Raw genomic sequence first — 25,251 nt, forward strand, 5'->3', positions numbered from 1 at the left:
GCTTTGGTCTGCTTAACTCGCGGCGACCGGATCGCGCCGCCACCTGGCGGGGCCGGTGATGTGGATCGAATTGCCCTGGGTGTCGACTGCAACAGTCACCGGCATGTCCTCGACCTTCAACTCGTAGATCGCCTCCATCCCGAGATCCTGGAACGCCACCGGTTTGGCCGCCTTGATCGCCTTGGACACCAGATAGGCCGCGCCACCGACGGCGATCAGATAGGCCGCCTTGTGCTTAGCAATCGCCTCCAGCGCCACCGGGCCGCGCTCGGCCTTGCCGATCATCACCTTGAGTCCCGTGTCAGCCAGGATACGGTCGGTGAACTTGTCCATCCGGGTCGAGGTGGTCGGGCCCGCGGGGCCGATGGCCTCGTCGCCCACGGCATCGACCGGTCCGACGTAGTAGATCGCCTTGCCTTTCAGATCGACCGGCAGCGGCTCGCCGCGGTCGAGCATCTCGATCATCCGTTTGTGGGCCGCATCGCGCCCGGTATAGAGCGTGCCCGACAGAAGCAGCGTCTGGCCGGGTTCCAGCGAGGCCAGAACCTCGTCCGTCAGGTTGTCGAGGTCCAGCTTGGTCGCCTGCGCCCCGGCCTTTTCCAGCAGGATTTCCGGGTAGAGGTCCATCGGCGGCGGGGTGAATTCGGCCGGGCCGGAACCATCGAGGGTGAAATGCACATGCCGTGTGGCCGCGCAGTTGGGGATCAGGCCCACGGGCAGCGAGGCGGCATGGGTCGGGAAGCTCTTGATCTTGACGTCAAGCACGGTGGTCACGCCGCCCAGCCCCTGCGCGCCGATCCCCAGCGCATTGACGCGCTCGTAGATTTCCAGCCGCAGTTCCTCGGTCTTGTCCGAAGGGCCGCGGCGCAAGAGGTCGGCCATGTCCAGCGGTTCGTTCAGCGCCTGTTTGGCCAGGGCCATCGCCTTGTCGGCATTGCCGCCGACGCCGATGCCCAGCACGCCCGGCGGGCACCAGCCCGCGCCCAGGGTCTCGACGGTCTGCACCACCCAGTCGGCCACGTTGCCCGAGGGGTTCAGCGTGGTGAACTTGGACTTGTTTTCCGAACCGCCGCCCTTGGCCGCAACCTCGACGTCGATCTTGTCGCCCGCCACCATCTCGACGGTCAGCATGCAGGGCGTGTTGTCGCCCGAGTTCTTGCGGGTGCCGAAGGGGTCGACCACGACCGAAGCGCGCAGCGGGTTGGTGTCACGCTGATAGCCCTGCCGTGTCCCCTCGTCGCAGATTTCCTGCAGCGAGCGGGTGAAATCGGTTTTCGCCTGCACGCCGATCTTGACATGGATATTGGCGGCGCCGGTGTCCTGGCAGATCGGACGGCGGCCCATGGCGCACATGCGCGAGTTGACGAGGATCTGGGCCATCGCGGCCTTGGCGCCGGGGTTTTCCTCGCGCTCCCAGGCGCTGGTCATGGCGCTGATGAAATCGGTCGGATGATAGTACGAGATGTATTGCAGCGCCTCGGCGATACTTTCGATCAGGTCGCTTTCGCGGATTACGCCCATGACATTCCTCCTGGGTCTGCCGGGGCATGCCTGCCACGGCCGTGCCCGGATGCCTGTTTCTCCTGTTTCACCGTCGTGGGTTGCAGAGCGCCGAACAGGGGGTTCCCGCGGGGTTTAGCGCGATTCCGGTATGCACTGCCATACCGTTTAGGGCGGTGCGGCTTCGCGCCCTAGGGCGGGCTTGCACGATGGCGGTTTTGCGCGCAATCTGCAGGCGAAACGGCGGCGTCTGGAGACCGGAAGATTGCACAGGAAATCAGTGAGGGCGGGGGTTCTGGACATCGCCTATCTGGAATCTGGCCCGGTGGATGGCTGGCCCTGCATCCTGAGCCATGGCTTTCCCTATGACGTGGAGACCTTTGCCGCCTCCGCCGCGCTGCTGGCAGATGCCGGCGCGCGGGTGATCCGGCCCTGGCTGCGCGGCTATGGGCCCACGCGGTTCCTGTCGCCGGAGACGCCCCGCTCGGGCGAACAGGCGGCGCTGGCGGCCGACCTGCTGGCGCTGATGGATGCGCTGGGGATCGAACGGGCGGTGCTGGGCGGGTATGACTGGGGCGGCCGGGCCGCCTGCGTGGTCTCGGCGCTGTGGCCGGATCGGGTCGTGGCGCTGGTCAGCGGCAATTCCTACAACATTCAGAACATTCCCCGTTCGGGCGAGCCCGAAGCGCCCGAGATCGAGGCGAGCTATTGGTACCAGTACTATTTCCACTCCGAGCGCGGGCGCCGGGGTCTGGCGCGGGACCGGCGGGCGATGGCGCGCACGCTCTGGCGGATGTGGTCGCCGCGGTGGGATTTCGATGACGCGAGTTTTGACAGGACCGCCGCGTCCTTTGAAAACCCCGATTTCGTCGAAGTGGTGATCCATTCCTACCGCCATCGGTTCGGACTGGTGCCGGGCGATCCGGCCTATGCCCATATCGAGACGCAACTTGTGGCCCAGCCGTCAATTGGCGTGCCCACGGTGGCCATCGATGGCGATAGCGACGGGGTCAACGCCGGAACGGCCGGGCATCGCGACCATTTCACCGGGGCGTTCGACTACCGTGTTTTTCGGGGTGCAGGCCACAACCTGCCGCAGGAGCGGCCTGCCGATTGGGCGCAGGCGGTGATGGATGCCCGCGGAATGGCGTTGTCGGAACCGGGCCACAGGAAGGAAATGACATGAACCTTGCGCGTCTTGCAGGCGAACGCGCCGAAACAGGAAATCCCGTGAATGCCGCATTGATCGGCGCGGGCAAGTTCGGCTCGATGTTTCTCAGCCAGGTGCCGACGATTGCCGGCCTGAGAGTGACGGCGATTGCCGATCTCGACCCGGAGAGGGCGCGCGCGGCCTGCCGGGCCGTGGGCTGGAGCGAGGAACGGATCGCTGCCACCGCCTTTGTCGAGGATGGCCGCGCGCTTGCCGGCCGTTCGGATGTAGAGGTGATCATCGAGGCCACCGGCGACCCGCGTGCCGGCATCGCCCATGCGCAGGCCGCCATCGCCGGAGGCAAACATGTCGTGATGGTCAATGTCGAGGCCGATGTGCTGGCTGGCCCGGCGCTGGCGCGCGCGGCACGGGCTGCGGGCACGGTCTATTCCATGGCCTATGGCGATCAACCCGCGCTCGTTGCCGAAATGGTCGATTGGGCGCGCGCCACCGGTTTTCGCGTCGCGGCGGCGGGCAAGGGTACGAAATACCTGCCTGCCTACCATGATGTCACTCCGGACGGGGTGTGGGACCATTATGGCCTGACGGCGGAAGAGGCGGCACGGGCCGGCATGAACCCGAAGATGTTTAATTCCTTTCTCGACGGGACCAAAAGCGCCATCGAGATGGTGGCCATCGCCAATGCCTGCGGGCTGGATGTGCCTGAACGGGGCCTCTCCTTTCCACCCTGCGGGGTCGACGATCTGGCGCATGTGCTGCGCCCGCGCGCGCTGGGCGGGCAACTGGATCGGGTCGGTATGGTCGAAACGATCTCCTCGCTCGAACGGGACGGGCGCCCGGTCTATCGCGACCTGCGCTGGGGGGTTTACGTGGTGCTCGAAGCCCCGAACGACTATGCCGCCGCCTGTTTCCGGCAGTACGGATTGCCGACCGATGCGACAGGGCGTTTCGCGGCGATGTACAAGCCCTTTCACCTGATCGGGCTGGAATTGTCGGTTTCCGTCCTGTCGGCGGCCTTGCGGAACGAGCCCACCGGCATGTCGCGCGAGATGCGGGGCACCGTGGCCAGTGTCGCCAAGCGGCCCCTGAAAGCGGGCGAGATGCTGGACGGGGAAGGCGGCTACACCGTCTGGGGCAAGGCCCTGCCCATCGGTCAGGCGACGGATGCGTTGCCAATCGGGTTGGCGCACCGTGTGCGGTTGCGTCGGGACGTGGCCGCCGGGGCGGTCCTGCGTCTGGGCGACGTGGACCTGGACAACGATCCGGTGCTTGACCTCTACCGCGGGTGCCTGCCGCGATGACTACAGCCTAGCGGGGCGCGACACGATAGGTGAAATCGGCACCGTCCGCGTCGCGCATCGCCTCGTCCAGCAACGCTGTGACCCGATGGTGATCGGGCGACTTGCGGCAGACCGGATCTGTCGCCGCCGCATCGCCGGCAATCGCCAGGGCCTGGCAGCGGCAGCCGCCAAAGTCGATGCCGACCCGTTCGCAACTGCGGCAGGTCTCGGGCAGGAAATCGGTGCCGCGATAAGCGTTGAAGGCCGGGCTGTCATACCAGATCTCGCGCAGGGGCCGGTCGGTGATCCGGTCGAACTGCAGATGCGGGATGGTCTCGGCCGCATGGCATGGCAGGACCTTGCCGTCGGGGACGATGTTGAGCCCCGTGCTGCCCCAGCCCCCCATGCAGGATTTCGGAAAGTCCGAGTAGTAGTCCGGTGGCACGAAATCGAAGGCCAGCACCCCGCGCAGACGTGCCTCGGCCTCGGCCACCTTGCGCTTGGTGGCCTCGGTCTGTTCGCGGGTCGGCAGCAGGGCCGCCCGGTTCAGGGTCGCCCAGCCATGGAATTGCACACAGGCGACCTCCAGCCGCCGTGCGCCCAGTTCAACCGCCATCTCGATGGTCCGGTCCAGATCGTCGAGGTTCTGGCGATGCATCACGGCGTTCAGCGTTAGGGGAATGCCGCGATCCCTGATCTCCTGCGCCACTGCCATCTTGCGGGCGAAACCGCCCTTATAACCGCCGATGCGGTCGGCCAGGTCGGCATGGGTGCCCTGCAGCGAGAGCTGGACATGATCCAGCCCGACTGCCTCCAGCGCATCGAGCCGTTTCGGGGTCAGGCCGATGCCGCTGGTGATGAGATTCGTGTAAAGCCCGGCCTCGCGGGCGGCGCGTGTCAGGTCCACCAGATCAGGGCGCGAGGCCGGCTCGCCCCCCGAGAGGTGCAGTTGCAGGACACCCAGTTCGGCGGCCTGCTGGAACGCATCGGCCCAGGTGGCGGTATCCAGTTCTGACTGGCGTCCCTGCAAGGCGACCGGATTCGAGCAATAGGGGCAGGACAGCGGGCAGCGATGGGTCAGCTCGGCCAGCATCGCGATGGGGGGCGGTACGGTCATGACTTCACCTGAAGGAAGACGCGGGCCCGCAAGCCCTGGAGAAATACCTGCACATCACCGGCGATCTGCTCGCGCGGCGCATTGTAGGTGGCGGCGAGATCGTCGATGATCTCGCCAAGGCGGGCCTGCCCGTTCACCCGGCTCAGGATGGCCTCGCCGATCGCGTCCAGCGCCACCGCCTTTTCCGGCGCCAGCAGGACCGTTCCGCCGCGGACCTTGTCTGCCTTTAGGCGCACGCCGCGCGGAAGATAGGGCCGGTCGCTGTCGGCGATGGCCAACGTGCAAGTGCGGTCGCTTTCGGCGATGGTCAGGCTCATGTCATGCCCTCGCCGGGACGCCAGGCGCCGGGGGGCAGGTGACCGTCCACATAGGCGCCCCAGAGCGCGTCGAGCTGGGCCCAGAGCACGTCGGTCTTGAAGATCAGCGCGGCGCAGGCCATGTCCTCCTTCTCGGGCGTGTCGGCGTGATCCAGCACCCATTTCAGCCCATAGGCCACTTCCTTGGGTGCCTCGGTCAGGCGTTTGCGGAAATAGCTGAGGCTGCTGTCATTGGCGAAATCATAGTGTTTCAGCAGGCCCTCGATCCGGTTTTCATGGATCTTCGGGGCGAAAAGCTCGGTCAGCGACGAGGCCACCGCCTGTAGCAATGGCTTTTCGCGCACATAGTGGACATAAGCCTCGACCGCGAAGCGGGTCGCGGGCAGGATGCCCCGGCCCGAGGCCACGTAATCGGGATCCAGCCCCACCGCCTCGGCCAGTTTCAGCCAGCGGCGCAGCCCGCCGCCCTCGTCGACGCCTCCGTCGTGATCCTCGATCCGCGAGCGCCACTCGCGGCGGATGTCGGGATCGTCGCAGCGCGACATGAAGGCCGCGTCCTTCATCGGGATGGCGGCCTGGTAGGCCCAGCGGTTGATAACCCAGGCGCGCACCTGATCGGGGGTGCAGCCGCCGCTGTGCAGCTTGTGGTGAAACGGATGCTTGTCGTGGTAGCGTTCCGCTCCGATGGCGCGCAGGCGCGCTTCCAGGCTTTCGCGGCTCATGTGACGATCTCCAGTCCGTCTTCGGCGACCTGCCAGCCCTGGGCCAGTACATGCGCCCTTTCGGGGCGGTCCGGACGCCAGACGGGGTTGGTGTTGTTGATATGGATGAAGGTCTTGCCGGCTTCGACCCCGGCAAGCCGGGCAATGGAGCCGTCTGGTCCCGAGATAGAGATATGGCCCATCCGGCGGCCGGTCTTGGTGCCGGTGCCGCTTCGGATCATCTCGTCATCGTCCCAGAGGGTTCCGTCGAACAGCAGGTGATCGGCGTCGCCAAGCCGTGCCAGAAGGTCGTCGGGCACATGGGCGCAGCCGGGAATGTAGTAGACCACCGCCCGGCCGTCACTGAGCCGGACGCCCACGGTCTGTTCGCCTACGAGGCTGGTATCCACCACGTCGCCTTCCATGAAGAGCGGCACCTTGCCGGGAACAGCGAACAGCATCGCCTCCAACCCGTCGTGCAGGTCGAATGGCTGGTCGAGCGCGACCGGATGGCGGCGCACCTTTTCACGCGAGACCGCGTCGAAGATGCGGTTGCCGTCCAGTACCGCATGGATTTCGCGGGTGGCGCAAAGGACAAACGGCGTCTGCTCGCGCAGCGACAGCAGGCCGGCGATATGGTCGATATCGCCATTGGTGACCAGGACGGACGCGATCGGGCTGCCGCGCAACCCGCGCGGATGCAGGGCAGGGCTGTCCTGCAATTGTTGCCGAATGTCGGGCGAGGCGTTCAGGATCGACCATTGGCGACCGTCCGCAGAGACCGCCAACGAAGATTGGCCGGACGGCTTGAGCCGACCGGCGCGCGCGTCAACACAGTTGACGCAGCCGCAGTTCCACTGCGGTAGGCCTCCGCCGGCCGCGGCACCCAAGACAAGAATACGCATCTGTCAGGGCCTCCGCGGCGGGACGATCAGAACAGGATCGGGTCGGCCCCGCGGCCGCCTTCATCCTCTGCAGGGGCGTACATGTTGATTTCCATGCCGCAGTTGACTTCACGAAGCTTCGGGGCAGTCCAAGCCATCTTTACTCCTCCAATGGATGGTTGTCTTCGGATCACGATAATTGACACTCGGTCGCAGGCCAATGCTTCTTTGGTCTAATGTCCGCAGGTCCCGGCACCGGTTCTTGCCGCAGTTGTCAGAAAGTTGCGCAGCGTATCCAGAGCGACCGGCTTGTGGAACAGCTGCCAGCCGTGCCGGACGCAAGTGTCGATCACCGCCGGGGAGCGGGATGCCGTGATGATGCAGGAGGGAACCGGACCCAGATGTGCGCGGATATCGGACAGAAGATCGGTGCCCAGCTCACCTTTGTCCAGTTGCAGGTCCGCGATGATCGCGTCGGGATGGATTCCTTCGTCCCTGATCAGTTCCAGCGCCTCGGTCGCGTCCGAGGTCGGCAGTACGCAGACATCCCAGTTTTCCAGCGCAATGGTCAGGGCATTGCGCAATTCGGCATCATTCTCCACCAGCAGCACGATCAGCCCGTCCAGGCCCGGCGTGGTATCAGGCGGGGTGCGCCTGCGGCTCAGCGCGGTGAAGTCCGGTGCAGGGGCAAGCGCCAGTTCCACCAGAAAGCCCGAGCCGCGGTTCACACTGGATACGAGGTCCAGCGGGTGTCCCAGCAAGGCGCAGGCACGCTCGACGATGGCCAGCCCCAGCCCCATGCCTTCGGCGGCCGAGGCGGCCGTTTCGAGCCGTTGGAATTCGCGGAAGATGACGTCGCGCTGCTCCGGGTGGATGCCCGGCCCCGTATCCCAGACTTCGAGGCGGACGGATTTGCTGCGCCTGCGGGCGCCGACCACGATCTTTCCGGTCCGGGTATAGCGGATTGCGTTGCCGATCAGATTCTGGGCGATCCGGCGCAGATAGGTTGCGTCGGACAGGACGATTGCGCTGGTCGCAACGACCTTCAGTTCCAATCCCTTGGCGCGCGCGGTCGGACCCAGTTCCTCGGCAAGCTGGGTCAGGATCACGCCAAGCGGGACAGGCGCGCGATGGACCTCGGCCTTGCCCGAGTCCAGCATTGAAATGTCCAGGAGCGCTTCCAGGATGGTTTCGACGCTGTCGAGCGAGCGGCGGGCCTTTTCGGCGATCTGGTGGAGCCGTTCGGCATCCTGACCGGGTTCGATCGAGGCCATGTACAGTTTGGCCGCAGACAAAGGCTGCAGCAGGTCGTGGCTTGCGGCGGCGACAAAGCGCGACTTCGAGGCGTTGGCCCGTTCCGCCTCGGTCAGGGCGTCGGCCAGCTCCAGGGTCCGCTCGGCCACCCGCGCCTCGAGCAGTTCGTTGGCCTGCTGGATGGCGCGCACCGCGGCGCGTTCGGCCGAGACGTCGGTGAACGAGATCACGAACCCCTTGTCGGGCATCTCCTGGGCATGCACCGCCAGCGTCTTGTTCTGTCCCTGCTGGATCTCGAAACTGATCGGAGGGCGACTGTCGCTGGTGGTGATCCAGTCGCGGATATCCGACTCGGTGATGCCACTGGAATAGGATGAGCCCTGCGCGAATCCCTCGAACAGGGTGAAGAACCGCGTTCCCATCGAGAATTTGCGGGCAGGGATCGACAGCATCGCGCCCACTCGCTGGTTCCATCCGGCGAGACGGGCCTGATTGTCGAAGATGCACACGCCCTGATCCAGATGTTCCAGCGTTGCGCGGACCAGACGGGCCTGGTCATCGAGCATCCGTTCACGCTCCTGCCGCTCGAGCCGCATGATGTCGCTGACATCGGTCTGCAGGATCACCGTGCCGCCATCCGGTGTCCGGTGTTCGCTGACCTGGACCCAGCGGCTGCCGACCATGCGCACATTGAAGATCACGTGATCGTCCTGGTGCCGTTTCATGCGGCGCGCGGCCCAATCGGCCGGGTTCATGTTCTCGGGCAGCGAAAGGTATTGGGAGCCGCTGACCAGATCCACGTACTGACGAAAGGTGATGCCGGGGCGGAACCGGTCCCGGATATCGGGCATGTGCAGGCCGAAGCGCGAGTTGCACATGACCAGATGTTCGTCGGGATCGAACAGGGCAAAACCCTCCTGCACCGTTTCGATCGCATTGGCCAGGTTGGACCGGGCCTCTTCGGTGGCGCGATTGGCTTCGGCCAGCCGGGCATTCGATTCGTTCAGCAGGTCGAGCGCATGTTCGAGGTCGCGGGTGCGGTTGCGGACCTCTTCCTCCAGCAAAGCCGCGCGCTCGAACTGGGCATAGGCCGCCCCGGAGACATCGGTGGCCTGTTCGACACGGCGCATCAGGGCACCGTTGATCTTGACCAGTTTCTCTATCTGCCTTTCCGCACTGTCGTTGGGATTCAAAAGACTGGCTGGCATCACGGATCACTGCTCTTCGGGTGGATAGATGGCGACACCCGTCAAAGTCTGGTTGACGTGCATCGAGTTGAACTGTTCGCCATAGGTCGAAAATCCGATCACGTTGTTTTCCCGCAGGATTTCCGACAGCGCGCCGATCACCTGGTTTTCCTGTGCTTCGAGACGCCGCAACAGGCAGTCGCACCCCAGGATGACCGAGGGTCGCCGGTTGGAGGACAGCCGCGCCAGTTCCTCGCGCAGGTGTTCGCGCATGTCACGCGCCTGGGCTAGGGTCAGGACCAGGCCTTCGTCGATGGCCGAAAAGAACACGAGGTCGCCGTTTTCGGCGACGCGCTGGATGGAACGGACGTGATGCTGCCCGCCGATCCGCACCACGACGGGATGGGCGGCGAAGGTGAAGGTGGTTAATTGTTCCGGGTCCTTGCCCAGGATACGCGCGTATTCGCGCGCCGCGGGTTCGGCGTTGATCTCGTGCACCGTGCGCAGTTCGGGAGTGGCCCCGGTGACCACCATGCGCTGGTCCGACGGGATCAGGTGGTCGGTCTTGAAAACCTGGATCGGACAACGGGTCCGCACCTGCATCAGGACGGCGGCGTTGGCATGGGCTTGCCCCTCGAAGAACACGCGGGTTTCCGTGAAGGTTTCACCGTCGCCGGCCGAACCTCCGAAAAGGGGAACCGGGCCCAGGCCCATCGCCAGATCCGAGACCAGCCGGTCTTCGAGTGTCGAGAGACCGTCGATCAACATGAAGTTGAACTCGTGATTCCAGTCCGGGCGTGCCATGGCCAGGTCGTTCCTGGTCTGGATCATGCGGTCGATGATCGTTTGCGCATCATAGTCGGCGAGGTCGGGGATCAGAGTCGCGCGGGCCCGAAAGTTTTCGCGAGGCAGACCGATGGCGACAATTTCTCCATCGGCATAGCCATCGGCGGAAATCTCGCCGGCAGTGGAGCAACCCACAACCACGGTGCCGGGCAGGATCTCGCCGGCGGCACGCAGCAGGGTGTCAAAGTCGGCCACGTGCGAAACCAGAAGGATGACGAGTTCCAGGTCGCCCCGGTCGATCTGGCTGGCGATATACTCGATTGCATGCGGATGATCGTGGCGCACCGATGTGGTGCGCAACACTTGAGGCGCGGTCTGAGCCGCGCGAACCGGACCCGGTTTTAGGTCCAAGCGCTCCTCCCTTGCAACCTGCCTACAGGTTACGCCGGTTTCTGGCCTTCTGGCAAGAAACTCGCAAAACTGGTCTTCTTTGCGATCAGCACCGCCTGGGTGCGGCTCTGGACCCCCAGCTTGCGCATGATCGCGGTGACATGTGCCTTGACCGTGGTTTCCGCGATCGACAGGTCATAGGCGATCTGCTTGTTCAGCTTGCCCTCGCAGACCAGTTGCAGGATACGGGCCTGCTGGTTGGTCAGGGCCGAAAGGCGTTCCAGCGCATCGTCTACGTCCGGTCCTTCATCGCTGCCCCCCGAGAGATGGACAAAACCTTCGGGGGTGAAGACGCCACCGGCGGCCACCTTGTCGATGGCCTGGCGGAACACGCCGCGTTGGGAATGTTTCGGCACGAACCCGGAAGCACCCGCGCTGATCACGCCCGAGATAACCCGGTTGTCGGTGATCGAGGACACCACCACCACGGGAACGCGGGCCGCGGTCCTGATCCGCACGAGCCCGTCCAGCCCCTCGACATCGGGCAGGTTGAGGTCGAGGATCACGAGGTCCGGCCGGAACATGTCGGCCAGAAGCTCCAGCGCATCCTCCAGCCGGGCGGCCGTCTCCACGGTCCTGATGCATGACACCGCCTGCAGCGTCATCGACAGCGCGTCGCAGAAAAGAGGATGATCGTCCACGATCAGCGCCTTTTGAAACGTCTTTGCGGCGGATTTGAGGGGCGGGGTCTGCATGTGTCCGGCCATTACTAGAGGTGTCCGGTAAAGTGTAGCAAGGCGGGGGAGAAAGGCCATTGGCCAAAGGTCGAATGCCCGGGTTGGTCTCAGAATCGCATTTGCAAAGCCGGTTCGGTGGCCAAAACGAAGGCGCGCGCCCGGATAGGCGCGCGCCCGATTGTCGGAAAAGGCGGTCTCGGGATCAGTTCGAGGCCAGCTGTCTGGGCAGCTTGAAGGTCCAGAGTGTGCCACCCTGGTTGAGGTAGTTCACCTTCTTGGCGACCTCGCCACCCCACAGCGGCACCGCGCCGCCCCAGCCGGAGATGACCGAGACATACTGCTCGCCGTCCATTTCCCAGGTGATGGGCTGACCCACGATGCCCGAACCGGTCTGGAAGGACCACAGGATCTCGCCGGTTTCGTCATCAAAGGCGATGAACTTGCCCTCGGGGGTGCCGGTGAAAACCAGGCCGCCCGCGGTGGTCATGACGCCACCCCACAGCGGCGCGTCGTTCTTGAATTCCCACTTCAGCTCGCCGGTATCCGGGTCGATCGCCTTCAGGCTGCCGATGTGGTCCTCGTAGTTCGGTTTGATGGTAAAACCCGCGCCCAGATAGGCCGCGCCCTTCTTGTAGGTGATCGGCTCGTTCCAGATATCCATGCCCCATTCGTTCGAAGGCACGTAGAAGTTGCCGGTCCGCTGGCTGAAGGCCATCGGCATCCAGTTCTTGCCACCCAGGAAGGACGGGGATGCGAAGATCACCTCGCCCTTGGCGCCGTCGGCTGCGGCCGCCGGGTCGCCGGGGCGGTTGTCCTCGTTGAAGATCGGGCGGCCGTTCTCATCAAGGCCCGAGGCCCAGGTGATGTCCTTGACGAAGGGCACGCCGCGCACGAACTTGCCGTCCTCGCGGTTCAGAACGTAGAAGAACCCGTTGCGGTCGGCGGTGGCCCAGCGCTTGTTGCCGTCGCGGTCGGTATAGGCGACCATTTCGTTGACGCCGTCATAGTCCCAGCCTTCGCGCGGAGTGGTCTGGAAATGCCACTTGATCTCGCCATTGTCGGGATTGATGCCGATCCGGCTGGCGGCGTAGAGGTTGTCGCCCGAACCGTCGTTCTTCTGGCCGGCATCGCGCAGCCAGCTGTTCCACGGGGCGGGGTTGCCCGCGCCGAACACCAGCGTGTCGGTCTCGATGTCATACGAGCCGCCCAGCCAGGTTGCGCCGCCGCCGGTCTTCCACATGTCGCCCGGCCAGGTCGCGTTCAGCGTGCCGGTCATGGTGCTTTCCTGGCCGTTCAACGTGCCCATGTGGCCTTCGATGACGGGACGGGTCCAGACCATTTCTCCGGTTTCGGCGTCGCGGGCCTGCACTTCGCCGACGATGCCGAATTCACCGCCCGAATTGCCGGTGATCACCAGCCCCTTCACGATCAGCGGCGCGGCGGTGTAGGAATAGCCGGCCTTGTAGTCGGCGATCTTCTTGTTCCAGACCACATCGCCGGTCTTGAGGTCCAGCGCCACGATGCGTGCGTCCAGCGTGCCGAAATAGATCTTGTCGCCGTAGATCGCGGCGCCTCGGTTGATCACGTCGCAGCAGGGCAGGATGCCTTCGGGAAGCCGGGCGTCGTACTGCCAGATCTCATCGCCGGTCTTGACGTCGATGGCATAGAGGCGGCTGTAGGAGCCGGTGATGTACATGATCCCGTCATGCACCAGCGGCTGGGTTTCCTGGCCGCGCTGCTTCTCGCCGCCAAGGCTGAAGGCCCAGGCGGGCATCAGGTTCTTGACGTTGTCCTTGTTCAGCGTTTCCAGCGGGCTGTAGCGTTGCAGGTGGCGACCCATGCCATTGGTCAGCACGCTGCTGGTATTTGCCTGGTCCTGGGCCAGGTCTTCCTCGGTGACGCCGGCCTGAGCGCCGGACTGCCAGCCAGTGGCGGCAATCAGACCCGCAGCCGCGGCCATGATGAAACGGTTCATCGTATTCCTCCCTTGCATCCTCTCCAAGCCTGACCACCCCGCAAGACTGGGCGTTTGGCTGGTCATCATTATTGGAACCTTCACGTTTCCGCGAAATTGCACAAAGGTCGTAGGAGGGTTGCCCAAAGGTCAATCCATGCTGTTTCGCGATCTGGACCGACGCCGCATTCGGGCAATCAGTTTCTCTCGACGCCTTGCAGTCGACGGGAACCGGCCGGGGGCGTGCTGCACGAGATCGAATGCAGCCTCGTGGTATCCCGTCCCCGGAGGGCGCCCTGCGCCCGATTCGGCCTGGTCACCTGCACCCGGCTGGTCCCGAGTCGCACTGGCAGCCCTCTCTGGTCGTCCAAGAGCGCCGCGGCCAACAGTGCCGGACCCGCCGAGACTAGGGCGGACCCGGCTTTCCGAGGCGGTCTACTCGGATATCTTGCTCGGATCGCGATCCGAGATGCTGGCCAGATAGGCCAGGATGAAATCCTGTACCGTGCGATCCTCGATGCCCACATGGCGCATCTTGGTGCCGGGCATGAAGCCGCTGTTGTCCTCCATCCAGGCCCGCAGCGCCGCCGGCGTCCAGACGATGCCGGATGCCTCCAGCGCGATCGAGTAGTCGTAGTCAGGATAAGTGCCGGCACCGCGCCCGATCACGTTTTCCAGCGGCGGGCCATAGCTGTCGTGCGCTGTGTCCGAGGCATGGCAGCGACGGCACTCGGCATCGTAGAGCGCGGCGCCCGCGTCGATCTTTATCTTTTCGAAAGTGGCTTCGGATTCGGCCAGACAAGGCGTTGCCAGGAACAACGCCCCCAGCGCGAAGGGGACGAATTTCATCTGTGTCTCCTAATGACGTGTCCGCAAAAGCGGTCCCTATCGCGCGTTTCCGGGCTCAACCTAGCAGCCGTCCGTCCCGATTGCATTTGTGCTTTCGTCGTAAGGCGCAGGCGGATCAGAACAGCGGGGCGTATTTCCAGTTGTCCGCGTCGGGCGTGACCTCGTCCGGATCATAGCCCGCTGCCTGCAAGCGCCGGGCCACGTCCAGCCCCTCGCGCGCGGCCTCGTCCACCAATCTCTTCCCCAGGGCGCTGTCCTGCGAAACCCCGTGCCCCCGGATCAGGGCCAGCCCGTAGTTGAACTTGCCCACGGGATCGCCCGCCTCGGCGGCGCGGCGGTCCCATTCGGCGGCGGAATCAGGATTATATTCACCGCCAAGCCCGTTGTTCTCCATCTGGCTCATCCAGGTCATTGCCCCGGTATAGCCCGCCTCGGCGCAGGCCTCGAAGACGGTGCGGGCATCCGCGTGATCGCCTTTCTTGGTGATCAGGTAGCCCATGGCACAGGTCACCATGCCGGTCTGTCCCTCCGCGGCGCGCTCCACCTCGCGCGAGAGGGTCATCTCGTCGGGGTTGAGCGATCCGTACTGGCTGAGGTCCTCGGCCGCAAGCGGGCTGGCCAGCAGGGCGAACAGGGCGGTCTTCCGGATCATCGCAGGTCTCCTCTTCGACCGAGCCTATCAGAATCGGGGCCCGGGCGCATCCCCGGCGGTGCGTCCGTCATCCCTTGCGTCGAAGCAGGCCGCGCGCCGGGTCATATCCCCATACCGCAAGCAGAAAGAAGACAATGCCCGCGAGCGCCGTCCAGCCGAGCGCCCCTGCATTGAACTGGCCGTACAGGGCAAAGCGGATCAACTCGACGGCGTGGCTGAAGGGGTTCACCGCGCAGATATCGCGCAGCAGGGTCGAGCTTTCCGCCATCTTCCACAGGGGGTAGAGCGCGGTCGACAGGAAGAACATCGGGAAAATGACGAAGTTCATCACCCCGGCGAAGTTTTCGAGTTGCTTGATCAGCGAGGACAACGCCAGCCCCAGGGCACCCAGCATGATTCCCGTGATCGCAAGCGCCGGCAGCACCGCGATATATCCGCTGGCCGGCATTCGGATCCCGAATGCCGCCGCCACCGCCAGAAAGGTATAGGCCTGCAGGATCGAGATCGCCGTCGATGCGACGAGCCGGCAGAACAGCAGCCACCATCGCGGCAATGGTGCAGTGAGCAGCAGGCGCATCGAGCCCATTTCGCGGTCGTAGACCAGGCTGAGGCTCGACTGCATCCCGTTGAACAGCAGGATCATGCCGCAGAGACCCGGCACGATGTAGACCTCGTAAGTGATGTAGGTCTGGTAGGGTGGGGCGATCGACAGGCCCAGCGCGGCCCTGAAACCGGCGGCAAAGACCAGAAGCCAGATCAGCGGCCGTACCAGTGCCGCCACGAACCGCCCTCGCTGCTGGACGAAACGTTGTGCCTCGCGCAGGACAATGGCGTTCAGGGCGACAAGGGCATGGGTCATCGCTGCTCTGCGGTCCGCATCAAGAAATGTTCCTGCAACGGAAGCGGACCTCGCAAATCGCCAGCGAACCCGTTTTGCAACAAGCGTCCCCGGTGAAGGATCAGCAACCGGTCGTCATCCTTGATCTCGTCTGTCAGATGCGTGGCCCATAGTACCGTGAGCCCGATGTCGCGCGACAGGTCATGTACATGGTCGGTGATCGCCTTTCGGCTGGCGGCGTCAAGCCCCACAGTAGGTTCGTCAAGCAGCAGAACCGAAGGCGAATGGATCAGGCAGCGCGCGATCTCGGTCCGCCGCCGGTGGCCACCGTTCAGGTCGCGCACCCGTTCATGCGCGCGCTCGGCCATACCGAGCCGCTCCAGCGCGGCTTCGATCCGGCTGCGGGCCGCTCGGCCGGAAAGGCCGTGCAGCGCCGCGAAATAGGTCAGGTTGCGCATCACCGAGAGATCCAGGTCCAGTGTCGGCTGCTGAAAGACGACCCCGATTCTGGCAAGCGCGGCGCGTGGCGCGCGCGCAAGATCGTGGCCGTCAATTTCGATCCGCCCGTCCGGCGCTGCAAAGAGCCGTGTCAGCAGAGAGAACAAAGTCGATTTGCCTGCACCATTGGGCCCGAGCAGCGCGGCAAACTGGCCGGCGCCCACATCGAAGCTCACATCATCCAGTGCCCGTCGTGTCCCGTAGCTGTAGCTCAGGTTGCAGATCGACAATCCTGTCACTTGATGGTGATCTCCAGCCTCTGTGTCTCTCCGGTACTGCCCGGCACTTTCAGGTAATAGCTGCCCGGCTTGATCGCGACAAACCCGATTTCCATCTCGCCCGCTTCGTCGAATTCGATCGAGTCGAGGCCGAGAGGGCGGATTTCCAGCCCTTCGACCACGATCTCGTCGATCCAGATGGCACGGAAGAACTCCGGGCCGATCAGAGCCAGTTCCTGGCTGCCATCGCCCTGGATCTCGAACTCGTAATAGGTGCCCGATTTCAGTTCCCAGGGCGCGTCCGCCAGCGGCATGCCCGCCGACAGGATCACCGGTGGCAGGTCTTCCTTGTTGCCGGCGGACAGCAGGCCGGCCATGCCGAAACCGGGCTTGTCATCGTCATCGGCCAGCACTGCCACAGGCGCGGCCATGGCAAGGAGGGCGGCGAATGCCGTTGATTTCTTCATGTCGGATCTCCTGTCTTGTGATCACGTGCCGGGCCGGAGCGCGGCCCCCCACGGGAAGCGGCCCACCTTGATGGTCTTGATCGCCTCGCGGCGGGCCACGTCGATCACCGTCACGTCGCCCGAGACGCCATTCGTGGTGAACAGCAGCGACTTGTCGGTGTTGAATTCCATGTGCCAGACCCGCCGACCCACCAGGATGTAATCCTGGACCTCGTAGGTGGCGGTATCGACCACCGCCACATGGTTGGACGGGCCCAGCGCGACAAAGGCGGTCTTCTCGTCGGCGGTCAGTCGAAAACCGACCGGCTGTACCCGGTCGGGATGCACGCCCCTGACCTCGAAAGCGATCTTGGCCTTCTCGGCCTGGCTGGCCACGTCGAACACGGTGATGGTGCCGCCGATCTCGGAACTGACCCAGAGTTCCGTGCCGCCATGCACGAATTCGGCGTGGCGGGGGCGCGAATCCACCAGTGTGTTGGCAAACAGTTCGCGCGTCTCGGTGTCGATCCAATGCGCCATGTTGGTGGTTTCCGACGTGGTGATGACGATCTTGCCGTCGGGGCTGACCGCCATGCCTTCGGGTTCGATGCCCACATCGATCTGGGCGATGACCCGGCGTGTTTCCGTATCTACGACCGTGGTGATCGCATCATCCTCGTTGGCGATGTAGAGATGCCGGTCGTTGGGATGCAGCACGAATTGCTCGGGATCCTCGCCCGAGGGCAGGTCATGCAGGATCTCGCCCGTCTCCGGGTCCATCACCTGCACCGTGTCGCTGTCCGAGGCGCAGATGTAGACCCGGCTGTGATCCTTGGAAAAGGTGATCCCGCGCGGGCGTTCGCCGGTCGGGATGGTGCGCACGACCTCCAGCGTCGCGACGTCGATCACGCTGATTGTGTCATCCTTTTCGTTGGTGACCCAGATTTCCTCGGCGCTCAACGGTGCCGCGAGCGCAAGGGCAAGCAGGGATACGGCAAGTCTCATCACTCACTCCTTGAAGGCGGTGCAACGGGATTCGGGCAGGTCAATGCCCAGCGTGTCGAGTTCGCTGCGCTGGTGCAGGAACCCTTCGACCGGCGCCTGCATCACCACGGCGCGGTCGGTGACCAGCGGGATCGGCTGCCGCAACTGACCGTTCCAGTGCCGAAAGCTCATCGGTCGCCCCTTGAACCCCGCCAGTTCGAACTCTGGCGACAGGATATAGGCGCGCAGTTGGGCGGGATCGGTGCTGCCGGTCCGGGTCAATGCCTCGCCCAAAACGCGCATTGCAGCCCAGGCGGCATAGTCCCGGTTCTTCATGTCCCGTCCTGCCAGCTTGACGAAGCGGGATTGCAACTGGGCCGCGCCCCATTGTTCGACCACGCGGCTCCAGGCGACCGGCACCATTCCCTCAGACCCGGCGACAGGGCGCGGCAACCAGGTGTTGTACGCAATATAGCGACCGAAATCGTTGGTTTCGTCGGCGATCAGAAGCACGTCGTGTTCGGGCAGGTCCTGTGTGAACAGCGGAACTTCCTGGCTGGCGTTGCGCCGCATGTCGGCATCGAATCGCCATTCGCGTTCGCCTGTTATCTTCAGGCCGAACTTGGCGGCCGACCGCCGCAAGGCATCCGCAAAGGCACGGTCCGCCGGATGTTCGCCCGCGACCAGCGCCAGCCTGGAAAACCGCTTGGCCATCAGCACCTGCATTAGTGCATCCGCGCGCATCGCAGCCGAGGGCAAGGTGTGGAACAGGTTCCTCCGGCATTCGGCATCACGCAAACGGGTCTCCTGGGCCGAGGCGTTGAAGATCAGCGCATCCTGCGCCTCGGGCAGATCGGCCACGCGAAGGATATCGTCCGCAGACGCGTCAAGGATCAGGTAAGGCGAGGTGGCCAGCAGCGTGCGCGCTGCCGCCAGCAGATCGCCGCCGGGATCGACTTCGCTGACGTCCAGAACATAGCTGTGGCCAAGGAACCGGCCGCTGCTCTGGTTGTCGGCCTGCCCCAGTCGTGCACCGTCCACGCCCAGTGTTTCGGGGACCGGGTCGAGGTTCGACAGAACCGCCGGCGCGACCACCGCCTGCTTGAGATATCCGACAGCCAGAATCGCTTCGGCCTGGGCCGCACAGGCCATGGTGCCGAACGCCAGCAGAGCCGCGCTTTTTACAAGGAAATTCATTGTCTGCATCCTCTCCCGTAGGGCAGGTTATTGTCGCCGGGTGGCATGTTCCTATTCGACCAAAGTCCAAGTTTCCCGCCACATGGAACCAAGGTCGAATACCGGCAGGGAAAATCAGGCGGTATCACCGGACCCGAGCGAGGATACTGGAGGAACAGATGATGATTGACGCAATCAAGGGCGGCGCGCTGGCAATCGTTCTGGGGGCCGGCATGGCCAGTGCCCATGGCGATGTGGCGCCGCAGCCCGTCAATACCGATGCCCTGCCCGAAGTGGGCGAGGAATGGCTGATCGAAAACCCCTACCGGGCCGAGGTCGCTGGCGAAGAGGTCTGGCAGGCGGCGATCAAGATCGGGGATTCGGGGTACAACCAGAACTGCGCCCGCTGTCATGGGTTGGGCGTGGTCTCGGGCGGGCTGGCGCCGGACCTGCGTTACCTGGAAGCCGCAGAATACGGGGATGAGTGGTACATCGAACGGTTCCGTCACGGCTACACCCAGAACGGGATCACCAAGATGCCCGGATTCGGCGATCTTCTGGGCCAGAAGGCCGCCTGGGCGATCCGGACCTATATCGAGACGCGTCCCGATGACGGCGCGCTGGATGAATACACGCCGCGACTGAAGGAGATCCGCGACGAGTTGGCGGCAGGCGGCGGCGATGCCGCGGCATTGTCGGCGGAACTGTCCGAAATCGCCGCCAAGGTCGAGACCGCTTCCGGAGCACCGGTTGCCGATAGCGCGGCCTCTCGCGCCGCGGCGCTGATTTCGGGCGATGCGCCCGATTTCGTGGCCGCCGCCGAGGCGCTGACCATCGGTCTGTCGGCCGCGCACTGAGGTCCGGCGTGCCGATGACGACACCCCTGCGGGCCGTGGCGGCGGTGCTCGCGATCTGCGCCGGGCTTCCGGTTCTGGCCCAGACGCGCTGCGCCGATCATGTGCCGCAGGCCCGGCCGCAAAATGCCAGCCGCGATTTCGTCGGTGCCGACCTGGACACGATCCAGGAGCGCGGCTGGATCGAGTTCGCCGCCTACGAGGATTTTCCGCCGTGGAGCTGGGAAGAGGGTGGCAAGGCCCGGGGCGTGGATGTCGAGATCGGCCGGCTCATCGCCGAGGAACTCGGGGTCGAGGCCCGCTTCACCCTGGTCGTCGCGGGCGAGAACCTGGATGCGGACTTGCGCAACTGGGTCTGGAAAGGGCCGGTGGTCGGCGGTCGCGTGGCCAATGTCATGCTGCACGTGCCCTATGACAGCAACTTTGCCTGCCGGGTCGAACAGGTGGTGTTTACCGGCCAGTACCACGAGGAACAGGTGGCCATTGCCTATCGCGAGGCCGCCTATCCCGACGAGAAGCCCGTGCCGGCCTATTTCCGGTTCGATACGGTGGCGGTCGAGAACGACTCGATCGCCGATTTCTACCTGACCTCGTTTCCGGGCGGGCAATTGGCCGGCAGTATCCGGCGTTATCCCACGATGCAGGCCGCGATGGCGGGTCTGACACAGGGCGACACGATGGCCGCAATGGGCCCCCTTGCGCAGCTGGAGCATGGGGTGGAGGCCGGCGTGGCCGTGCACACTCCGCCCTTGCCCGGGTTCAGCGTAGGAAAATGGACGATCGGCCTGGCCGTGCATTTCTCGCACCGTCCGCTGGCCTATGCGGTGGATGATGCGATCGCCGCCGGCCTGCAGGATGGTCGGATCGCGGAGATCTTCAACCGCTACGGTCTGACCTTCACGCCGCCGGCGCTGCGCTGACGGCAGATCACGACGGCCCGGCTTCTACGCCCAAGGTCGAATGGAACGATCCGGCCTCGCCGCGTAGCGTGGTCCCCAACAGACGGAGACAAGGATCCGATGGAACTTAACGATTCAAAGGTCATCGCGGCAGACCGCGCCACGGTCTGGGCGGCGCTTCTGTCACCCGAGGTGCTGAAGCAATGCGTCCCCGGCTGCCAGGAGATGAGCGGTAGCCCCGAAGAGGGCTTCGAAGCCACAGTGGTGCAGAAGGTCGGCCCGGTGAAGGCCACCTTCAAGGGCAAGGTGACGCTGTCGGACATGGTCGAACCCGAAAGCCTGACCCTGAGCGGCGAGGGCAAGGGCGGCGCGGCCGGCTTTGCCAAGGGGGCGGCCAATGTCCGCCTCGAAGAGGGCGGGAACGGAACTACCGTGCTGACCTACCAGGTCGAGGCCAAGGTGGGTGGCAAGCTGGCGCAACTGGGCAGCCGCATCATCGACGGGTTCGCCCGCAAGATGGCGGATCAGTTCTTTACCCGGTTCCAGGAATTCGTCGAAGGCCCCACGGACACGCCCGAAGGCGCCGGGGAAGCTGCCGCCGAGAGCGGTGCGAAAAAGAGTTGGTTCAAGCGCGTGATCACGGGCTGAAGGAATAGATCAACGGGACATCCAGGGAGGATAGGAATTTGGAAATCTCGATGAGTGTCAACGGGCGGCAGGTCCGTGGAGAGGTTGAGGGTCGGACGTTGTTGTCGACGTTTTTGCGGGATCATCTTTCGCTGACGGGGACGCATGTTGGGTGTGACACGGGTCAGTGCGGGGCCTGTGTTGTGCATGTTGACGGTGTTGCGGTGAAGTCGTGCAACATGCTTGCCGCGGAGGCGTCTGGGTCTTCGGTCGGGACGATCGAGGGTCAGGCGGCGGCGGACGGGACGCTGAACGCGCTGCAGCAGGCGTTTCAGGATCATCACGGGCTTCAGTGCGGGTTCTGCACGCCGGGGATGGTGATGTCGGCGGCGGCGCTGCTCAAGGACAATCCGCGGCCGAGCGAGGCTGAGGTGCGGGCGCATCTGGAGGGGAACCTGTGCCGTTGCACGGGGTATCACAACATCGTCAAGGCGGTTCTTGCGGCGTCCGGTCAGGACGTGAGCGGGATCGCGGCGGAATAGGCTGACCGAGAATTTTCGGCGAAAATTCTTTTTCTGGGAGGAGACGAGACATGCCCAAGGACAGTGGCATCGGGGCGAGTTCGAAACGGCGCGAGGACGTGCGGTTTCTGACGGGCGCCGGCAATTACACCGACGACATCAACATTCACGGCCAGGCTTACGTGCATTTTCTGCGCTCGGACGTGGCGCATGGCCGGATCGTGAGCATCGACACGGCGGCGGCCTCGGCGATGCCGGGGGTGGTGCGGATATTCACCGGCGCCGATTTCGAGGGGGTGGGCGGTCTGCCCTGCGGCTGGCAGGTGACGGACCGGCATGGCCAGCCGATGGCCGAGCCCGGGCACCCGGTGCTGGCGCAGGGCAAGGTGCGGCACGTGGGCGACCCGATCGCGGCGGTTGTGGCGGACACGGCCGAGCAGGCGCGGGACGCGGCTGAGGCGATCGGTGTGGAGATCGAGGAGCTTCCGGCGGTTGTCGACATGAAGGCGGCGCTGGCCGGGGACGCGGCCAGGGTGCATGACGATCTGCCGTCGAACCTGTGCTACGACTGGGGTTTCGTCGAGGAGAACAAGGCGGCGGTGGACGCGGCCTTTGACACGGCGGCGCATGTGACGACGCTGGAGCTGGTGAACAACCGGCTGGTGGCCAACCCGATGGAACCGCGGGTGGCGATCGGCGATTATGCGCGGGCGACGGGCGAGTCGACGCTCTACACCACCAGCCAGAACCCGCATGTGATCCGGCTCCTGATGGGGGCCTTCGTGCTGGGCATTCCCGAGCACAAGCTGCGGGTGGTGGCGCCCGACGTGGGCGGCGGCTTCGGCTCGAAGATCTTCCACTATGCCGAGGAGGCGTTCTGCACCTTCGCGGCCAAGGCGATCAACCGGCCGGTGAAGTGGACCTCGTCGCGGTCGGAGGCGTTCATGTCGGACGCGCATGGGCGCGACCATGTGACCAGGATCGAACTGGCGCTGGACGCGGACAACAATTTCACCGCGATCCGGACCGAGACGCTGGCGAACATGGGGGCGTACCTGTCGACCTTCGCACCCTCGGTGCCGACCTGGCTGCACGGGACGCTGATGGCGGGCAATTACAAGACGCCGCTGATCTATGTGAACGTGAAGGCGGTGTTCACCAACACGGTGCCGGTGGATGCCTATCGCGGCGCGGGCCGTCCCGAGGCGACGTTCCAGCTGGAGCGGGTGATCGACAAGGCGGCGCGCGAGCTGGGGGTGGACCCGATCGCGCTGAGGCGGCAGAACTTCGTGACCGAGTTCCCCTATCAGACGCCGGTCGCGGTGGTCTATGACACCGGCGATTACAACGCCACGATGGACAAGCTGGAAGAGATCGCGGACATCGCGGGCTTTGCGGCGCGGCGGGCGGCGTCCGAGGCCAAGGGCAAGCTGCGCGGCCTCGGTGTGAACTGCTATATCGAGGCCTGCGGCATCGCGCCGTCGAACCTGGTGGGGCAGCTGGGCGCGCGGGCGGGTCTTTACGACGCGGCGACGGTGCGGGTGAACGCCACCGGCAGCATCAGCGTGATGGTGGGGGCGCACAGCCACGGCCAGGGCCACGAGACGGCGTTTCCGCAGGTGGTGGCCGAGATGCTGGGCATCGACGAGAGCATGATCGAGATCGTGCATGGCGACAGCTCGAAGATCCCGTTCGGCATGGGCACCTATGGCTCGCGCAGCCTTGCGGTCTGCGGCTCGGCGATGGTGCGGGCGACCGAGAAGATCATCAACAAGGCGAAGAAGATCGCGGCGCATCTGATGGAGGCCTCGGAGGCCGATATCGAGCTGAAGGGCGGCCAGTTCACGGTCGCGGGCACGGATAAATCCGTGGCCTGGGGCGACGTGACGCTGGCGGCCTATGTGCCGCACAACTACCCGCTGGAGGATATCGAGCCGGGTCTGGAGGAGACGGCGTTCTACGACCCATCGAACTTCACCTATCCGGCCGGTGCCTATGCCTGCGAGGTGGAGGTGGACCCCGAGACCGGCAAGGTGACGGTGGAGCGGTTCAGCGCGGCGGATGATTTCGGCAATATCGTCAACCCGATGATCGTGTCGGGGCAGGTGCATGGCGGCCTGGGCCAGGGGATCGGCCAGGCGCTGCTGGAGAACTGCGCCTATGATCCGGAGACCGGGCAGCTGCTCAGCGCGTCCTACATGGATTACGCGATGCCGCGCGCCGATGACGTGCCGTTCTACGCGGTGGATCATTCCTGCGCCACGCCCTGCACGCACAACCCGCTGGGGGTGAAGGGCTGCGGCGAGGCCGGGGCCATCGGCAGCCCGCCGGCGGTGGTGAACGCGGTGATCGACGCGCTGCAATCGGGCGGCAAGACTGTCGCGCATATCGACATGCCGGTGAGCCCGTCGCGGGTCTGGGCGGCGATGAACGGCTGAGACGGCCGGGGGGCGCTGCCCCCCGGACCCCCGGGATATTTTCAGCAAGAGGAAAGGGCAGGGACCCGGAGCCTCTTGGAGGAGGAGCGAGATGTATAATTTCGAGTTTGAGCGGCCTGGCAGCGTGGCCGAGGCGGTCGCGGCGCTGGCATCGGAAGGCGCGCAGGCGCTGGGAGGCGGTCAGACGCTGATCCCGACGCTGAAGCAGCGGCTGGCGGCGCCGGAAAAGCTGGTGTCGCTGGGCGGCATCGCCGAGATGAAGGGCGTCTGCGTCAATGACGACGGCTCGGTCTCGGTGGGCGGCGGCACCCCTCATGCCGAGGTGGCGCGGGCGGCGGCGGCGCATTACCCGGCGCTGGCGGCGCTCGCGGGGGGGATCGGCGACCCGGCGGTGCGCAATCGCGGCACCATCGGCGGCAGCCTGGCCAACAACGACCCCTCGGCCTGCTACCCGGCGGCGGCGCTGGGATCGGGGGCGACCATCGTGACCGACCGGCGCGAGATCGCGGCGGATGACTATTTCCAGGGCCTGTTCACCACCGCGCTGGAAGAGGGCGAGATCATCACCGGCGTGCGCTTCCCGGTGCCGGAGGCGGCGAATTACCAGAAGTTCGTGCAGCCGGCCTCGCGCTTTGCCCTGGTGGGGGTCTTCGTGGCGAAATACGCCGATGGCGTGCGGGTGGCGGTCACCGGCGCCTCGGAGGACGGGGTGTTCCGCTGGTCCGAGGCCGAGGCGGCGCTGAACCAGAGCTTCACCCCCGCGGCGCTGACGGACCTCGCCGTCGACCCCGACGGCATGATCGGCGACCTGCACGGCTCCAAACCCTACCGCGCCCATCTGGTCAACGTGATGACCCGCCGCGCCGTCCAGGCCGCATCCTGACCCGGACGCAAAAACAGCCAAAACCGAAGGCCCCCGCCCAAAAGCGGGGGCTTTTGCGACCCACGGGACAAAAGGCAGGCACTTGGCGGC

General features: G+C 65.0%; 25 protein-coding genes. 8 read left to right on the forward strand and 17 right to left on the reverse strand.

Annotated features, from left to right (window positions below):
* Positions 1–12: 12 nt before the first annotated feature.
* Positions 13–1,521 carry a fumarate hydratase gene (locus tag BLT75_RS10010; protein WP_093030389.1) on the reverse strand — a complete coding sequence of 503 codons (1,509 nt, stop codon included), beginning with the start codon at positions 1,519–1,521 and terminating at the stop codon, positions 13–15.
* Between the two features lie 244 nt (positions 1,522–1,765).
* Here BLT75_RS10010 and BLT75_RS10015 point away from each other — a divergent pair, with 244 nt between their 5' ends.
* Together BLT75_RS10015 and BLT75_RS10020 are read left to right on the forward strand one after the other, a co-directional pair.
* Entirely contained in the window at positions 1,766–2,686 is a 921-nt protein-coding gene (locus BLT75_RS10015) for an alpha/beta fold hydrolase (protein WP_093030578.1), read from the forward strand.
* Positions 2,683–3,972, forward strand: coding sequence for an NAD(P)H-dependent oxidoreductase (locus BLT75_RS10020; RefSeq protein WP_093030392.1), 1,290 nt, complete (start codon positions 2,683–2,685; stop codon positions 3,970–3,972). Before BLT75_RS10015 ends, BLT75_RS10020 begins: the two co-directional genes overlap by 4 nt.
* Positions 3,973–3,979: 7 nt before the next feature.
* Here the strand turns inward: BLT75_RS10020 and pqqE are convergent, their stop codons facing one another.
* The 16 genes from pqqE to BLT75_RS10100 form a co-directional block, all read right to left on the reverse strand.
* Positions 3,980–5,068, reverse strand: a complete 1,089-nt coding sequence (pqqE, locus tag BLT75_RS10025; protein WP_093030395.1) for a pyrroloquinoline quinone biosynthesis protein PqqE — start codon at positions 5,066–5,068, stop codon at positions 3,980–3,982.
* Positions 5,065–5,385 (reverse strand): pyrroloquinoline quinone biosynthesis peptide chaperone PqqD, encoded by a 321-nt coding sequence (gene pqqD, locus BLT75_RS10030; protein WP_093030398.1) that lies wholly within the window; start codon positions 5,383–5,385, stop codon positions 5,065–5,067. Before pqqD ends, pqqE begins: the two co-directional genes overlap by 4 nt.
* Complete coding sequence (gene pqqC, locus BLT75_RS10035; protein ID WP_093030401.1) at positions 5,382–6,107, reverse strand: pyrroloquinoline-quinone synthase PqqC; 726 nt, start codon at positions 6,105–6,107, stop codon at positions 5,382–5,384. Before pqqC ends, pqqD begins: the two co-directional genes overlap by 4 nt.
* The gene (gene pqqB, locus BLT75_RS10040; protein ID WP_093030404.1) at positions 6,104–6,991 is read right to left on the reverse strand and encodes a pyrroloquinoline quinone biosynthesis protein PqqB; all 888 of its coding nucleotides are present in this window, start codon (positions 6,989–6,991) and stop codon (positions 6,104–6,106) included. The genes pqqC and pqqB overlap by 4 nt, the downstream gene beginning before the upstream one ends.
* Positions 6,992–7,017: 26 nt before the next feature.
* Positions 7,018–7,128, reverse strand: coding sequence for a pyrroloquinoline quinone precursor peptide PqqA (pqqA, locus tag BLT75_RS10045; protein ID WP_093030407.1), 111 nt, complete (start codon positions 7,126–7,128; stop codon positions 7,018–7,020).
* A gap of 75 nt (positions 7,129–7,203) precedes the next feature.
* Complete coding sequence (locus BLT75_RS10050; RefSeq protein WP_093030410.1) at positions 7,204–9,432, reverse strand: PAS-domain containing protein; 2,229 nt, start codon at positions 9,430–9,432, stop codon at positions 7,204–7,206.
* Positions 9,433–9,438: 6 nt separating this feature from the next.
* On the reverse strand, positions 9,439–10,608 hold the full coding sequence (locus tag BLT75_RS10055) for an FIST N-terminal domain-containing protein (protein WP_093030413.1): 1,170 nt from the start codon (positions 10,606–10,608) through the stop codon (positions 9,439–9,441).
* A 29-nt stretch (positions 10,609–10,637) separates the two neighbouring features.
* The gene (locus BLT75_RS10060) at positions 10,638–11,342 is read right to left on the reverse strand and encodes a response regulator (RefSeq protein ID WP_245706451.1); all 705 of its coding nucleotides are present in this window, start codon (positions 11,340–11,342) and stop codon (positions 10,638–10,640) included.
* 184 nt (positions 11,343–11,526) lie between these two features.
* Positions 11,527–13,299 (reverse strand): PQQ-dependent methanol/ethanol family dehydrogenase, encoded by a 1,773-nt coding sequence (locus BLT75_RS10065; RefSeq protein WP_093030419.1) that lies wholly within the window; start codon positions 13,297–13,299, stop codon positions 11,527–11,529.
* Positions 13,300–13,713: 414 nt separating this feature from the next.
* Entirely contained in the window at positions 13,714–14,127 is a 414-nt protein-coding gene (locus tag BLT75_RS10070) for a c-type cytochrome (protein ID WP_093030422.1), read from the reverse strand.
* Positions 14,128–14,242: 115 nt separating this feature from the next.
* Positions 14,243–14,779 (reverse strand): tetratricopeptide repeat protein, encoded by a 537-nt coding sequence (locus BLT75_RS10075; RefSeq protein WP_093030425.1) that lies wholly within the window; start codon positions 14,777–14,779, stop codon positions 14,243–14,245.
* A gap of 67 nt (positions 14,780–14,846) precedes the next feature.
* Positions 14,847–15,638, reverse strand: coding sequence for an ABC transporter permease (locus BLT75_RS10080; RefSeq protein WP_093030428.1), 792 nt, complete (start codon positions 15,636–15,638; stop codon positions 14,847–14,849).
* The gene (locus BLT75_RS10085; RefSeq protein ID WP_093030431.1) at positions 15,635–16,354 is read right to left on the reverse strand and encodes an ABC transporter ATP-binding protein; all 720 of its coding nucleotides are present in this window, start codon (positions 16,352–16,354) and stop codon (positions 15,635–15,637) included. The genes BLT75_RS10080 and BLT75_RS10085 overlap by 4 nt, the downstream gene beginning before the upstream one ends.
* Positions 16,351–16,800, reverse strand: a complete 450-nt coding sequence (locus BLT75_RS10090; RefSeq protein WP_093030434.1) for a cupredoxin domain-containing protein — start codon at positions 16,798–16,800, stop codon at positions 16,351–16,353. The genes BLT75_RS10085 and BLT75_RS10090 overlap by 4 nt, the downstream gene beginning before the upstream one ends.
* A 21-nt stretch (positions 16,801–16,821) precedes the next feature.
* A complete protein-coding gene (locus BLT75_RS10095) occupies positions 16,822–17,784 on the reverse strand; it encodes a YVTN family beta-propeller repeat protein (RefSeq protein ID WP_093030437.1) in 963 nt (320 codons plus the stop codon).
* Positions 17,785–17,787: 3 nt separating this feature from the next.
* The gene (locus BLT75_RS10100) at positions 17,788–18,969 is read right to left on the reverse strand and encodes an ABC transporter substrate-binding protein (RefSeq protein WP_093030439.1); all 1,182 of its coding nucleotides are present in this window, start codon (positions 18,967–18,969) and stop codon (positions 17,788–17,790) included.
* A 152-nt stretch (positions 18,970–19,121) separates the two neighbouring features.
* On the opposite strand from BLT75_RS10100, the gene pedF reads away from it, so the two are divergent.
* The 6 genes from pedF to BLT75_RS10130 all read left to right on the forward strand — a co-directional run bounded on the left by pedF (position 19,122) and on the right by BLT75_RS10130 (position 25,161).
* Positions 19,122–19,796 carry a cytochrome c-550 PedF gene (gene pedF / locus BLT75_RS10105; RefSeq protein WP_093030581.1) on the forward strand — a complete coding sequence of 225 codons (675 nt, stop codon included), beginning with the start codon at positions 19,122–19,124 and terminating at the stop codon, positions 19,794–19,796.
* A gap of 14 nt (positions 19,797–19,810) precedes the next feature.
* The gene (locus BLT75_RS10110; protein WP_093030442.1) at positions 19,811–20,713 is read left to right on the forward strand and encodes a substrate-binding periplasmic protein; all 903 of its coding nucleotides are present in this window, start codon (positions 19,811–19,813) and stop codon (positions 20,711–20,713) included.
* Between the two features lie 99 nt (positions 20,714–20,812).
* Positions 20,813–21,340, forward strand: a complete 528-nt coding sequence (locus tag BLT75_RS10115) for an SRPBCC family protein (protein WP_093030445.1) — start codon at positions 20,813–20,815, stop codon at positions 21,338–21,340.
* 50 nt (positions 21,341–21,390) lie between these two features.
* Positions 21,391–21,861, forward strand: a complete 471-nt coding sequence (locus BLT75_RS10120; protein ID WP_093030448.1) for a (2Fe-2S)-binding protein — start codon at positions 21,391–21,393, stop codon at positions 21,859–21,861.
* A 50-nt stretch (positions 21,862–21,911) separates the two neighbouring features.
* Positions 21,912–24,278, forward strand: coding sequence for a xanthine dehydrogenase family protein molybdopterin-binding subunit (locus tag BLT75_RS10125; RefSeq protein WP_093029739.1), 2,367 nt, complete (start codon positions 21,912–21,914; stop codon positions 24,276–24,278).
* A gap of 91 nt (positions 24,279–24,369) precedes the next feature.
* Complete coding sequence (locus BLT75_RS10130) at positions 24,370–25,161, forward strand: FAD binding domain-containing protein (protein ID WP_093029741.1); 792 nt, start codon at positions 24,370–24,372, stop codon at positions 25,159–25,161.
* Positions 25,162–25,251: the final 90 nt, after the last annotated feature.

Source organism: Ruegeria marina (assembly GCF_900101475.1).
Taxonomy (GTDB): domain Bacteria; phylum Pseudomonadota; class Alphaproteobacteria; order Rhodobacterales; family Rhodobacteraceae; genus Ruegeria_B; species Ruegeria_B marina.